Here is a 13630-nt window from a genome sequence, read left to right as displayed (position 1 = left end):
CTTTTCCCCACATGACCACCCCCGCCCCAGATACCGAAACGACCGGCTTCAACGGCCTCCGCGTCGCCGCCTTCGAAAGCCGCATGGCCGGGGAAATGGAAGCCCTCATCACCCGTCACGGCGGCCAGGCCCTGGTCGCCCCCTCCATGCGGGAAGTGCCCCTCTCCGAGAACAAGAAGGCCCTGCGCTTCTTCGAGACCCTCCAGCAGGGCCAGATCGACATCGTCGTCTTCATGACCGGGGTGGGCACCCGGGCCCTCTTCGAGGTGCTGGAAGCCAACTTCGCGCCCAGCCGCATCAAACAGGCCTTCAAGCATGCGGCGCTGGTGGCCCGGGGCCCCAAGTCGGTGAAGGCGCTCACCGAGAAGGGCCTGAAGTCCTCCGTGACCGTCCCCGAGCCCAACACCTGGCGCGAGGTGTTGGAGACCATGGCCACCTTCCGGCCCTTGAAGGGCCAGCGGGTCGCCGTGCAGGAATACGGCGTGACCAACACCGAGTTCATGGAAGGGCTCCTGCAGCAGGGCGTAAGCGAAGCCATGAGCGTGCCCGTCTATAAGTGGGCGCTGCCCGAGGATCCCCGGCCCCTTCAGGCCCTCCTGGAACGCATCATCGAGGGCGACGCCCAGGTGGCGCTTTTCACCAGCGCCCAGCAGGTCCGCAATGTCTTCGAGGTGGCCCAAAAGATGGGCCAGTCCGCCGAACTGAACGATGCCTTCCAGCGCCTGGTCATCGGCTCCGTCGGGAGCGTCTGCTCGGAGGCGCTGAGGGAATTCGGCCTCGAGCCCGACCTGGAACCCGGACATCCCAAGATGGGTTTCCTGGTGAAGGAAACGGCCGAGCGGTCCTTCGAGCTCTGCCAAAAGAAGGCCGCCCAGTTGATCCAGACCATGGACAGGCGCCCGGCCAAGACCCTGGCCTCCCCTTCCGAGAGCTCCTTCCTGAAGGCCTGCCGGAGGGAAGCGGTGGACCGCACCCCCATGTGGATCATGCGCCAGGCCGGGCGCTACCTGCCCGAATACCGGGAGATCCGCTCGAAGGTCCCCTTCCTGGAGCTTTGCAAGACCCCCGAACTGGCCGCCGAGGTCACCGTGACCGCCCAACAGGTGCTGGATGTGGACGCCGCCATCCTCTTCGCCGACATCCTGCTCATCGCCGAACCGCTCGGCTTTCAGCTCACCTTCGGGGAGGGCGAGGGCCCGGTCATCCATAATCCCTTCCGGGGCGGCCAGGACCTGGCCCGCATCCAGAACGCGGACATTACCTATGAATTGGAATACGTCATGCGGGCGGTCCGGCTCATCCGCGCGGGCCTCAAGCCCCATATCCCCCTCATCGGCTTCGCCGGGGCCCCTTTCACCCTGGCCTCCTATCTCATCGAGGGGGGCGGCTCGAAGGACTACCTGAAGACCCGTGCGGTCCTCACCGACATCAAGGTCTGGGACGAGCTGATGAAGAAACTGGTGGCGGCCACGGTCGCCTATTTGAACGGGCAGGCCGAGGCGGGGGCCCAGGCCCTGCAATTGTTCGATTCCTGGGTGGGTATCCTGGCCCCCGAGGAATTCCAGCGGCTCGTGCTTCCCTACCTGAAGCTCCTTTTCGGACAGTTGAAGAAGCTCCAGCCCAGCATCCCGCTCATCTATTTCGGCACCCAAACCGCTCCTTTCTATCCCTATTTCCGGCAGATGGGGGCCTCGGTCTTCGGGGTGGATTGGCGCATGGACCTCGACAAGGCCTGGAAGCTGCTGGGGCCTTTCGCGGTTCAGGGCAACCTGAACCCCGAGATCCTCCTGACCGACCCGGACACGGTCCGCCGGGAGACCGAAAAGGTCCTCCGGCAGGCGGCGGGTCAACCGGGCCATATCTTCAACTTGGGCCACGGCATCCTGCCCAAGACCCCCATGGAGAACGTCTGGGCCATGATCGAAACGGTGAAAAATTGGAAGCCATGATCCACCGCGAAGGAGCGAAGACGCGAAGAGAATCGACAAGATCCAAAGGATATTTTTCTCGTTTTGCTTCAACTATCTTTCGGGGTCTTTCTTCGTGCCTTCGCACTTTCGCGGTCAATAGGTCTTAGCATGAAAAATTTCGACGCGGTCCTTCTCATCGGCTTCGGCGGCCCGGAACGGCCCGAGGACGTCGTTCCCTTCCTGGAGGACGTGACCGCCGGTCGCGGCGTCCCGCCGGAGCGCCTCAAGCTCGTGGCCAAGCAATATGAGAGGATCGGCGGGGTCTCGCCCTACAATCGCCTCACCCGGGACCAGGCCCAGGCCCTCGAAAAGCTCCTCAAGGCCCGGGGCCTCGACATTCCCGTCTCCGTCGGGTTCGCCCATTACGCGCCCCGCATCCAGGACGCCCTCCTGGACCTCTCCCGGCAGGACAAGAAGGAGGTATTCGCCATCGTCATGGCCCCCCACCGCAGTCCCGCCTCCTTCGAAAAATACCTGAAGAAGGTGGACGAGGCCCTGGCGGAGATCGCGGCCCAGCGCCGTCCCGTCCCCCGCGTCACCTACGCGCCCGAATGGCACAAGCGGCCCGGTTTCATCAATGCCATCGCCGCCCACGTGCAGGAAGGCTATGCCCAACTGTCCGCCGAGGAGAAGGCCCGTCACCGGGCCGAGCTCATCCTCACCGCCCACAGCATCCCCCGGAAGATGGCCCACGATTCGGGCTATTCCCGGCAGTTCGAGGAGACCTGCCAGTTGGTCACCGAAAAGGTGGGCATGCCCTATTACCAGACGGCCTTCACCAGCCGCTCGGGCCGCCCCGAGGATCCCTGGCTGGAACCCGACCTGACGGAGTTCATCGACCGGCGCACCTATGAGACACTGGCCGCCTGCGTGGTGGCCCCCATCGGCTTCCTGGTGGACCACGTGGAAGTGCTTTACGACATCGACGTACTGGCCCAGGACAAGGCCAAGTGGAAAGGGCTCCACATGGTGCGGGCCAAGACCGTCGGGACCCATCCTTCCTTCATCGCCATGCTCGCCTCTTTAGTGGAAGAAGCGCAAAACCCTCTTTGACCACAGAGTGCTCAGAGAACACAGAGACTGCCAAGACTTCGGATCTTTTGCCTTTTGAGGGGTTCCATCACAAAATGGGCCTTTGCCTTACTCTGGGAACTCTGAGTTCTCTGTGGTTCAAAAATCATCTGGGACGGATATGAATTCAAAAAGAGTGACCATCATCGGGGCAGGTGTCAGCGGCCTGGCCTGCGCCCACCGTCTTTTGGAAATTTCCAAAGAGAAGAACATTTCCCTGGAATTGAACGTTCTCGACGGGGCCTCCAAGGCGGGGGGGACCCTGACCACCGTGGAAAAGAACGGGTTTGTCATGGAGGAAGGCCCGGATTGTTTCATCACCGAGAAACCGGCAGGCCTGGAGATCTGCAAGAGGCTCGGCCTCGAGGACCAGCTCATCCGTACCAATCCAAACCTGAAACAGTCCTACATCCTCAAGGGGGACCGGCTCCATCCCATCCCCGAGGGCTTCTACATGCTGGCCCCCTCCCGCCTGATGCCCCTCATGACCACACCCTTGCTCTCCCCCTGGGGCAAGCTCCGGGCGGCCCTGGAACCGCTCATCCCCGTCCGCAAGGACCCACAGGACGAGAGCGTGGGCGCCTTCGTCCGGCGCCGTTTGGGGAATGAGGTCCTGGAGGCTTTGGCCCAGCCCCTGGTCGGGGGGGTCTATAACGCCGATCCGGACGACCTGAGCCTCAACGCCTGCACCCCCCGTTTCCGGGAGATGGAACTGAAATATGGTTCGCTCCTGAAAGCCATGGCGGCCCGCCGCTTGAACGCCCAGGCGCAGGTCTCGGGAGCTCGTTATTCCCTCTTCGTCAGCCTTAAGAAAGGCATGACCACACTGGGCCAGGCCATGGCCAACGCCATCCCCGGCGAATCGCTTTGGCTGGGAACTCCGGTCCATGCCCTCCAACCCTCGGGCCACGGGACCTGGGAGATCACCTCCGACCGGGGCACCCAGGAGGCCGACGCGGTGGTCCTGGCCATCCAACCCGCCAAGATGCGCGCCTTGATCGGCGGCTTGGATAAGGAATGGGACAAGCTCCTCTCGGCCATACCCGCCCATGACTCGGCCACCCTGAACCTGGGCTTCCGCCGTCAGGACATCGCCCATCCCCTCGACGGCTTCGGGTTCGTGGTCCCCGCCCGGGAGAAAAAGCTCATCGTGGGCTGTACCTTCGCCAGTCAGAAATTCGAGGGCCGGGCCCCGGAGAATTATGTGTTGTTGCGCGCTTTCCTGGGCGCTGACGCGGTCGGGAAGGCCCAGGCCGAGGGCGAAGCAGCCCTGGTCGAGAAGGTCCTGGAGGAACTCAAACCCATCCTCCAATTGCGGGACCGGCCCATCGCCCACCACCTGGCGACCTACCAAGCTTCCATGTCCTATTTCCGCCCGGGCCACCTGAGCCTGGCTGCGCGGCTGGAACAGAAGGCCGCCGAGACCCAGGGCCTTTACCTGGCGGGTAACGGCCTCAAAGGGGTCGGTATCCCGGATGCCATCGCGGCTGGCCGGTCCGCCGCGGAGAAGATCTTCGAGGCGCTATAATCAAGGATATGAATCGTCACTTCTTATTTGCCATTTCGATCTTGGCGTTTATTTTCTCCGGCTGCTCGAAAAGCCAATGGAAGACTTACAGCTCGGAAGAATTCGGTTTTTCCATCGATTCGCCCTATCCCCTGGAATTCGAGACACGAGAAGTCTTCAATGATGATGGTTCGAGACTGAATGTGCTTGATAGTGCCACGACTGCGGAGCCCCCTTCCAACTTCCTAAGCTTTTTAAAAACATTCGAGCAACTACCAAAACACCAAAGACCAGTCCCGCCAGACCTCCCTTCTTTCTTCGTTTCCTCGACAAAAGGCATCGATAAAGGACGTGTCTCGATGCACGGGTCCAAATACGATCCAGAAAAAATGGCCGAACGTCGTGTAAAAATTTTGAAGAGTCTGGGGAATAAATATTTTCAAAATTCAAAGTACAAAATAGAAAGGACATCTTGTTCGGGATTAAAAGCAGCTTTGCTTACAATAGAAAATGAAACTTATCACGACGGTAAATTTTTATGCAAAAACCATGAAGAGCATTTATTCGTTGCGCAAACTTCCCAGTACTGGATCTTTTCTTGGGAGTTAACGAGTTTTCGCAATAAAGGAGAAGTTGATTTTGAACACATTACAAACCGCATGATCTCCTCCATCAAGATCAAGAACTGATGGGCCACGCCAACGAACCTCCCCGTCTCCTGATGCTGAACAAGCCCAAGGGTTACGTGGTCACCCGATCCGATGAGAAGGGTCGAAAGACCGTTTATGACCTCCTCCCCGACTGGGCCTATAACGACCTATGGATGCCCGTGGGCCGCTTGGACCTGGACTCCAAGGGCCTTCTCCTCTTCACCCAGGACGCCAAGCTTTCCGAGCGCCTGACCCGGCCCGGTTCCTGTCCCAAGACCTATGAGGTCTGGGTCAGGGGCCACGTGAATTCGGAACATGTCATGAAGATGCTCAAAGGGATCAGGGACAAGGATGAGGTCCTCAAAGCCATCCGGATCGACCTAAAAGGCGGGGCTGGACCCAAGACAAGGGTGGAAGTCGAATTGGACGAAGGCAAGAACCGCCATATCCGGCGGATGTTCGGGGCCTTGAAGGACCCCAAGTTCGGGACGCCCTTGAAGGTGGTGGACCTGAAGCGGACCCGGATCGGAAACCTGGCTTTGGATGTCCAATCGGGCCAGTGGCGGTTCCTGGAAGGTCCCGACGAGAAAAAACTTCTTTAATCCTTCCTCTTACGCCGGACCGGTTGCGCGGTCTCCCCTGCTGCGGCCTCTTCTTCCGGCCAGACATGGATGAACCAATAGACCGTCATGGCCAGGGTGCGAAAGATGACGAAAAGAACCGCCCACATCGTCCTTTGGTCCTTGTTCAGCCGGTCGGTGCGCACCATGTGGATGAAATACGAAATGACGATCAGGAACCCCAGGGCCACCCCGGCCAGGATGAGCCCATAGAACAGGAAGATCCCGACGAACATTTCCTTGGGAAAATCGGGAGGCGGGGTGGCGTTCTTGGTGAGTTCGGGGAACTTCGTGATGAAGAAGGCGAAGAAACAAACGATCCCCAAAAAGGTCATCATCAGCGGCATGACCGTCGCGATACCCCAAACCACCTTGACCGGCTTGTTCATATATCCTCCTCGAATTCAGGCCTTCCCCAAGATCCTCTTCGCTTCCTCCACCACCTCATCGGCCCCGATCTCCGACATGCAGAAATAACCGTCCGTCCGGGGACATTCGTGCCGCCGGCAGGGGGAACACTCGGGGTGGCGGGTCATGATCGTGACCTTGTCCCCCCAGGGTTTCCAGACCTCCACCTCATTGGCCGCGGAAAAAAGGGAGATCACCGGGACCCCGCTGGCCGCCGCCACATGGGCCGGGCCCGAGTCACAGCCGATGAAGAGCTTGCAGTCCTTCATCAGGGCGGCCATCTGGCGCAAGGAGAGTTTCCCTACCAGGTTCACCACGGGACATTCCAGGCCGTCCAAAACGTCGTGGGCGAAAGGAAGGTCCTCTTCCCCGCCCATGACCAGGATCTCCGCCTGGGTAGAGGCGTGGAGCTCGTGGAGGAGCACCTCAAAACTTTCCTCCCCCCAACGTTTGGAGGGGGCTCCCGAACCGATGTGGACCATGATCCGGGGGATACCCGGCAGGAGTTCCTGGGAAGGAAGATGGGCCTCGGCGGTCTTCAGGTCATGTTCATCCCACCAGATCTCCAGCCTCTTATCGACCGCCATGATCCCCAAGGCCGCGAGAAGGGACAGGTTCCGGTCCACCTGATGCATCCCCTGCGGGGGTTGGGGCGCCTTTTTCGTGAGGAACCAACTGGGCAAACCCACGTCGAAGCCGACCCTTTCCTTGGCGCCGGACAAGCCGGTGATGAAAGGGTCCATCCGGTTCTGGTAACGGAAATCGAGCAGGAGCCCGATCTCCTTGGAGCGCAGGAACCGGATCAGCTTCAGGGCGGAACCCCAACGGTCCATCCTCAGGGCCCCGGGCTTGAGCCATTGGGCATCGTAAAGATAGATCTCGTCGAAATAGGGACAGGGTTTGGCCAGTTCGGCGACCGCGGGGGGCACGACGACCGTAAGGTGGTCGTTCGGATAGGCCTTCCGGAGGGCCCGGTAGGCGGGGATCCCCAGGACGAAGTCACCGATGCGGTCGAGGCGTAGAAGGACGATCTCCATGGCCCCATCTTAACCGGGGCCGCGGGGCCCAGGAACCGCCAAAACCGGGGCTTTCCAAAAGGAAAAGCCTCCCCTACCCTAGGGCCCATTCATCCCTGGGTCCGGAGATGCCATGCGCTGTCGGGGCGTTGACGTGAAGCTGAAGGCGGTCCTGTTCGACCTGGATGGGACCCTGATCGATTCCAAGAAGGACATCGCCGCCGCGGCCAATGCCGCGCGGGTGCATTTCGGCATGCCTGCCCTGCCCCTGGAAGTGGTGACCGGCTATATCGGCTGGGGCATCGACCACTTGAACCGCAAGACCCTCGGCACCGAGGACCCGGCCCGCCTGGCCGAGGGGCTCGAGGTGCTCAAGGCCCACTACCGGGACCATTGCGTGGACCAGACCCTGATCTTCCCGGGTGTGAAGGAGCTATTGGATTTCCTGAAGGCGAAGGGCGTGAAGATGGGCCTGGTCTCCAACAAACCCCATGAGTTCACCTTGATCACCCTGGAAAAACTTGGACTGATGCCCTACTTCATGGTCGCCCTCGGGGCGGACGCCACACCCAACAAGAAACCCCATCCCGAACCCCTCCTCGTCGCCCTCCAGAAAATGGGTGTGGGCCCCGCCGAGGCCGTCATGATCGGGGATTCGCCGGTGGACATCCAAGCCGCCCGCGCGGCGGGGATGCTGGTGGGGGTGGTGGAACATGGATTCGTGGCCCGGGAACATCTGGCTTCCGCCGACCCGGATTGGCTAGTGAATAACCTTGAAGAATTCATAGAAATATTAACGTAGCCCTGAGCGACCAACGGGAGTCGAAGGGCTGGTGGATTCCCTCGAAGAATTAATCGAGATACTCGCCTGATCCTCAAGGTTCCTTGACGATGAAGCTGAGCGGCGCTCCCTCCCGCTCCACCCGGTGGATAACCTTGGGCATCTCAGAGACATCCGGCTTGAACCCGGCCCGGGTCATGATGATCGCGTAATCGGCCTTCTCCTTCTTGGGTTCGAAGACCATGTTGGGGCCGAAATAGGTTTCGGACTGGAATCTCTTGCCGTCGGCATAGACACGATAGGTCTTCGCCGGGTCCTTGCACTCGTTCTCCCGCAACCACAGGGCCGCTTCTTTCATACTGGCCACCCAATAGTCGGTCTCATAGCGGCCATAAGCGCCCGGGAACCCCCCGACCAATTCGTTGAAGTAGGTGTATTCATAGGGGTGCAACCGCACCATCTGCATCGTGGTCGAGAGGACACTGATGGCCCCCAGCACCAGGACCCCCTTGCGGGGCAGGTCGAACTTGCGGTCCTGGAAGAACGAGATGAAGCCCGCCGCCGAGAGCGCCGCCAGGAGCGGGAGCAGGAACAGAAAATGCCTCAAGCCGTCATAGATCGCCGGGTGGAGCAAAAAATAAAGCCCCAAGTTCATGCCCAAAGCCCCCGCCAGGAGGAGGATGAAAGGATCCTTCCAGCCCTTCGGGAGCCCGGCCAAAGCCGCCGCCAGGAACCCCACCAGGAACAGGGGCATGGTCACCAGGATCCAAAGGGGCAGGTAATACCAGGGATAGGTCAAGGAATCGGACATGCCGCCCATGAAGAGGAAGGAGAATTTCGGGGGAAAGTGGGCGCTCAACCAAAGCACCACCGGAAGATGTTGGAAGTAATCGGCCCCGATGAAGGGCCAGGCCAGGGCGCAGACCAGTTGGGACAGGAGGAAAACCCCCGCCCATTCCCAGGCCTTTTTCTTCCACCATCCCTTCCTCCCTTTCCCCTTCTTCTTTCCTTTCATGAGAAAAAGGGCGGTGTCATAGGCGACCAGGAGCGGTAGGAGGGTGAAGCCCAGGATGCGGGAGCCCATGGTCAGCCCGAAAAGCAGGCCCAGGAAGACCCAACGAAAACGCAATTGGGGAAATACCCTCTCGAAGAGGTAAAGCACCGCCAGGCTCAGGAAATAAAAAAGGGAAAAGGGCATGTCCTTGGGGTTGGCCGGGATGCTCCCCATATAGGGAAGGTCCAGGAACAGGAAAACGGGCCCCGCCAGGGCCCAAAGGCCCGAGCCACAAAAGGAAAGCAGGCACTCGAAGAGCGCCCAAAAGACCAGGACATGAAAAAACAGGTTCAAAAGGTGAAGGGTTTCGTAATGGTCCGGCGCGGTGAAGAGGTGGAGGAAGGCTGCGTAGGGGTAGCTATGCTCCGGGTCCATGAAGGGCATGGGTTTGCCCTGGACCAGAAGGTCATAGAGCCGGGCCCCTTCCAGATAGGTGTCCTGTTCATCCCAGGTGGGGCCGAAATCCCGGAAGGTCGCCAGGGAAAAGAGCAGATAGAAGGCGAAGAACGCGAGGAAGGGGAGCCTTTGGCGCATGCCCGTATTGTAACAGGCTCCCCACGACAAACCCTGCCCAACCACAGAGGGCACCGAGAAGGGACCCTTCTTTTTAAAAATCAGGGATTTTCCCTTTGACCCCGGTGCGCCGCACAAGGCGGCCCTTGGTTCAAAACCTTTAGATGTCCTCGATGGAATCGGCGCGGAAATAAATGGCCCGGTCCTTCTTGGCCACCGAGCGGGAACCCGGCAGGGCCAGGACCTCGCCTTGGATCCTTTTAAAGGGGAGCTCCACGGTCAACAGGGCCCCCACGGCAAGATCGGTCGAAGGTTCCGCGGGCTTGGGGCCGACGGCCACCTTGCCGGCCTCGCAAAGCCGCTTGGCGGCCATGCGGGTCTTGACCAATCCCATGAGCTTGAGGAAAAGGTCGACCCGCAAAGCCTACCGTCAGTTGTTCTTGTCGAGGTAGAAACGCAAGGAAAAACCCACCCGGGCCCCGGAGAAGTCGATCATGCCCTTGCTCCCGTCCTGGTTGGTGAGGGGAGAGGGGAAGGTGACATAGGGACCGCCGTTGTTGACGGTCAGGTTCGTGGTCACGGGGTTGAACTGCAGCAACCGGTAGCCCACCGTCAGGTCCAGGGCCGAATCCATGTTGCCGTCCAGGAAGAATTCCACCGACCCGGCGGCTTCCCCCCCGAAATTGGAGCCGGTGAAGTTGGCGTTCTCGGTGATGCCCGATCCCGTCACCGTCACCCCTCCGCCCAGGAGGAAGTAATAACCGCCCCCGGCCGTCAGGTTGAAGTTGGTGCTTTCATCCAGGGGGATGAGGATCTTCCCCTCCAAGCCGGGACCGGCGGCGGCCGCGCTCCAGCTCTCGGTATAGGAGCCGCTGACGGGCGAAAAGTTCACCGTTTGCGCGATGCGGTTCATTCCCTTGAGGGTCAACCCGACCTCCAGGGTGGGGTCCACCGCCAGGTCCAAGGCCCCGTCGAACCCGAACCCGAAGGGGAAGCCCTGGGTGACGTCGGTGCCGGGCCCATAGAAGTCCGACAGGTCCTTGTTGCCGAACGTGAAGCCCTCCAATCCCAGGTCCAGGACCAACAGTCCCGGCGGAGGAAGGGTGGGATAGATCTCGTTGCCCGTCCCCGTTGTCCCGGACGAAGCCAGGCTGGCGGCGGCTCCGTCGCTGGTCACCGGCGCGTTGCCCGAATTGTCCTTCGATCCCGCGGTCCGGCCCCCCGCCGGCCCGCTATCCTCGTCCTTCTTCTCCGGGGGAGGCTGGTAGGCGACGACCTTGCCGTCCTCCAGCACGGTGGCGTTCTTGCGAAGTTGGGCCATCCACTCGTCGAAGGCCCCCGCCTGCTTCTTGCGGCGCAGGTGGTCCTTGATGGCGGCCGAAACGGAGTCCAGGGTCGCGATCTTCTTGCTCTCCACATGGACCAGGTAAACCCCGTCCTCGGAACGCACCATGCCGTAACTACCGGCGGAAAGCGCGAAAAGGCCGTCGGCCATTTTGGGGGTGAGGTCCGCCCGATAGACGGGCTCCATCCGCCCGCCCTTCTCGGCGGTCACCGGATCCTCGGAATATTTCTTGGCGAAGGCGGCGAAATCCGCCCCCTTGCGCAATTGGTCCAAAAGGTCCCGTCCCTGCCTTTCGACCTCTTTGGCATAGGCGGGCTTCGACTTGGGAGGGATTCGGAAAAGGATCAAGGAGAACCTGATCTGGTCGAAATCATGGGGGTGCTTGCGGTAATAGGCTTGGACCTCCTCGTCGGAGACGAAGCTGGCCCCGGGGGCCTGATGCTGCTTGAACTGGAGCATCCGGTTGGCCTTCAGGCGGCGCTGGAGCTGGTCGTGGAGCATCTGCTTGAGGTCGTCGGAAGTGATCCCCTCCTGCTTCAGGGCGGCCTCGAAGTCGTCCTGGCTGGGGTAACGCTTCTTCATGGCGTCGAATTGGGAATCGATGGCCTGCTGCAGCTCCGAATCGGGGACTTCCACGTTCTCCCGGTCGGCGGCCTCGGCCAAGAGGACCTCGCGGACGAAGGCGTCCCGGACCTGTTCCTTCACCTTCTCGTAATCGGCGCTGCCCGGGGAGGGCGGCTTCATGCCCTGGGCCATGAAGAAACCCGCGATCTCCTCGTCCATCTCGCCCTTGGTCATGGCGTCCTGGTCCACGACCAGGTAGATCTGATCGATCTTGCGCGGGGTCACCGCCAGGGCCGTGGCCACGCAGCCCCACAGGCCAAGGGCCGCCAAACCCGACTTGAACCAAGGATTCCTCAATTTATTCCTCCCAAACGACCCCGACCACCGGGGCCATGTCTTTATTGATCTCGATGGTCGAGGCCTTTTTCAGGCCCGCCATCCATTCATCGAAACGCTGGTCCTTCTCTTCCCTCTCCAGCGACGTCCGGATCCGGTCACGGACCTCGGCGAAGGGCCGCATACGGCGCGGGGAACGTCCGAGCAATTGGAACAGATGATAGCCAAAAACATCCTTGAGGGGCTTCGAAATCTCCCCGGTCTTCAACGGCTTCAACGCGGAAAGATAGGCCGCCGGCAACCGGTCGACGTCCATCATCCCCCAGTCGCCGCCCTGGGACCGCTCCGGCCCCGCCGAAAAGACCGAGATCAACTTGGGGAATTCCTCGCCCTGGGCCAGGCCCGCTTCCACCCGCTCCAGGTCGGCCTTTCTTTGGACGACCAAATGCCTCACGTGGACCGCTTCCGGGGTCCAATAGTCGGAGAGATGGGACCAATAGTAGTCCTCGACCTCCTTGTCGGTGATGCGGACCTGCGGGTCCACCTCCCGGGCGACGACCTTCTTGGCAAGGAGTTCCTGCAGGACCTTCCTTTTCCAGGAATCCCGCGAGATCCCCCGGGCTTTGAGGACCTGCCAAGGGGCCTCCGGGCCGTCCTTGAGCAGGTCCTTGAGGGCCTGGTCCGCTTCGGCCTGGGTCAGGCGGATGCCGTCCTTCCTGGCCTGCTGGACCAGGATCCGGCGGTTGATGATCTGCTCGAAAAGGCGCTTCTTGATGGCCCGCATGTCCCGTTCGGTGACCGCGCTGTAATGGATGCGCATCATGAGGAATTCGCTGTCGAACTCATCGATGGAAAGGGGTTCCCCGTTGATCTTGACCAGCACCTTCTCGGGGGGAACGGGGGCCGGGGCCAGGTCCAGGTAGCCATCCTGGGCGCAGCCCCCGAACAGGACCATCAGGCAAAAGAGGGGCCCCCGGAGGGGGCGCGGCAAAAGGGTCAAGGTCTGCCCTTCGGGACGGCTTATTTCTTCCCGTCGTCCTTCGCGCCCATCGGCATCGGGTTGTTGTCCGAGCCCAGCATCTTGGCGCTCATGGAGAGGCTGGCCAGGTACTTGTCGATCACGTCGTTCTTGCGCTCGATCTTGGTGGCGTCCTGGAGCTGCTTGATGAACTTCTCGGCCTGGAGGGCCGGCTTGATTTTCTCGTCCTTCACCTTCTGGCTCACCTTCGAGTAAGGGGGCATCTTCTGGCCGGCGGCCATGGCCTGTTGGGAATAGTCGTCGTACCAGTCCCGCAGGTCCTTGTCGGTCACCACCACGCCACCGACCTTGCTGTTGGCGTATTGGCGGGCCAGCAACATCTTCTTATAGGGATCCTGGTAGTGGCCCTCGATGCGATGGAGGGTGTCCATGTCCTTCTGGAGCTTGTCCTTGAGTTCCTTGATCTTCAGGTCGGCCTCCAGGAGCTTCTTCTTCATGGCCTCGTCGAAGGCCCCGCTGGAGTAGTTGTCCTTCTGGGCCGCCAGGAGCACGACCTGCTGGTCGATGAGGCTGTCCAGCACCGCCTTCACCTGGTCCTTGTTGTCCGGATCGATCGGCGTGGCGAAGACGCGCAGCAGGTCCATCTGGCGCATCCAGTCCTTGAAGGTGATCTGGGTGCTACCCACCACGGCCACCACCGTGTCGTCGGAGATGCCCGCGGGGTTGGAGAACCTGCTGCAGGCCCAGCCCGCCAGGAACAGGCTGATACCCGCAACCAGGTAAAAGGAGATGCGCTTCACGGATGAGAACATGACG

Annotated in this window: 13 protein-coding genes; 6 read left to right on the top strand and 7 right to left on the bottom strand. The window is 61.0% G+C overall.

From position 1 onward, the window contains the following. Positions 1–11: 11 nt before the first annotated feature. The 5 genes from hemE (at position 12) to VHE12_02100 (ending at position 5800) form a co-directional block, all read left to right on the top strand. A complete protein-coding gene (gene hemE / locus VHE12_02120; protein HVZ79580.1) occupies positions 12–1949 on the top strand; it encodes a uroporphyrinogen decarboxylase in 1938 nt (645 codons plus the stop codon). Between the two features lie 129 nt (positions 1950–2078). Further along, positions 2079–3023, top strand: a complete 945-nt coding sequence (gene hemH / locus VHE12_02115; GenBank protein ID HVZ79579.1) for a ferrochelatase — start codon at positions 2079–2081, stop codon at positions 3021–3023. Positions 3024–3162: 139 nt separating this feature from the next. Further along, entirely contained in the window at positions 3163–4569 is a 1407-nt protein-coding gene (hemG, locus tag VHE12_02110) for a protoporphyrinogen oxidase (protein HVZ79578.1), read from the top strand. 8 nt (positions 4570–4577) lie between these two features. Next, positions 4578–5237, top strand: coding sequence for a hypothetical protein (locus tag VHE12_02105; GenBank protein ID HVZ79577.1), 660 nt, complete (start codon positions 4578–4580; stop codon positions 5235–5237). Continuing rightward, complete coding sequence (locus VHE12_02100; GenBank protein ID HVZ79576.1) at positions 5237–5800, top strand: pseudouridine synthase; 564 nt, start codon at positions 5237–5239, stop codon at positions 5798–5800. Before VHE12_02105 ends, VHE12_02100 begins: the two co-directional genes overlap by 1 nt. On the opposite strand, the gene VHE12_02095 is transcribed toward VHE12_02100, so the two are convergent. Both VHE12_02095 and VHE12_02090 read right to left on the bottom strand, forming a co-directional pair. Next, positions 5797–6207, bottom strand: coding sequence for a hypothetical protein (locus tag VHE12_02095; GenBank protein HVZ79575.1), 411 nt, complete (start codon positions 6205–6207; stop codon positions 5797–5799). The genes VHE12_02100 and VHE12_02095 overlap by 4 nt on opposite strands. Positions 6208–6222: 15 nt before the next feature. Continuing rightward, complete coding sequence (locus tag VHE12_02090; protein HVZ79574.1) at positions 6223–7263, bottom strand: glycosyltransferase family 9 protein; 1041 nt, start codon at positions 7261–7263, stop codon at positions 6223–6225. 112 nt (positions 7264–7375) lie between these two features. Between VHE12_02090 and gph the strand changes: the two genes are divergently transcribed. Beyond that, complete coding sequence (gene gph / locus VHE12_02085; GenBank protein ID HVZ79573.1) at positions 7376–8044, top strand: phosphoglycolate phosphatase; 669 nt, start codon at positions 7376–7378, stop codon at positions 8042–8044. Positions 8045–8117: 73 nt separating this feature from the next. Here gph and VHE12_02080 read toward each other — a convergent pair whose 3' ends face one another. The 5 genes from VHE12_02080 to VHE12_02060 form a co-directional block, all read right to left on the bottom strand. Continuing rightward, positions 8118–9611, bottom strand: coding sequence for a hypothetical protein (locus VHE12_02080; GenBank protein ID HVZ79572.1), 1494 nt, complete (start codon positions 9609–9611; stop codon positions 8118–8120). Positions 9612–9750: 139 nt separating this feature from the next. After that, a complete protein-coding gene (locus tag VHE12_02075) occupies positions 9751–10011 on the bottom strand; it encodes a S4 domain-containing protein (GenBank protein HVZ79571.1) in 261 nt (86 codons plus the stop codon). Positions 10012–10020: 9 nt separating this feature from the next. Beyond that, positions 10021–11856 carry a peptidylprolyl isomerase gene (locus VHE12_02070; GenBank protein ID HVZ79570.1) on the bottom strand — a complete coding sequence of 612 codons (1836 nt, stop codon included), beginning with the start codon at positions 11854–11856 and terminating at the stop codon, positions 10021–10023. Position 11857: 1 nt separating this feature from the next. Beyond that, on the bottom strand, positions 11858–12835 hold the full coding sequence (locus VHE12_02065; GenBank protein ID HVZ79569.1) for a peptidyl-prolyl cis-trans isomerase: 978 nt from the start codon (positions 12833–12835) through the stop codon (positions 11858–11860). A 20-nt stretch (positions 12836–12855) separates the two neighbouring features. Then, positions 12856–13626: a hypothetical protein gene (locus tag VHE12_02060; GenBank protein HVZ79568.1), complete on the bottom strand. Its 771-nt coding sequence runs from the start codon at positions 13624–13626 to the stop codon at positions 12856–12858. Positions 13627–13630: the final 4 nt, after the last annotated feature.

The organism is bacterium, from assembly GCA_035549195.1.
Taxonomy (GTDB): domain Bacteria; phylum Oederibacteriota; class Muellerivitia; order Muellerivitales; family Muellerivitaceae; genus DASZRK01.
Note: the sequence above shows the minus strand (reverse complement) of the source record. Positions and strands in the feature narration are given on the sequence as shown.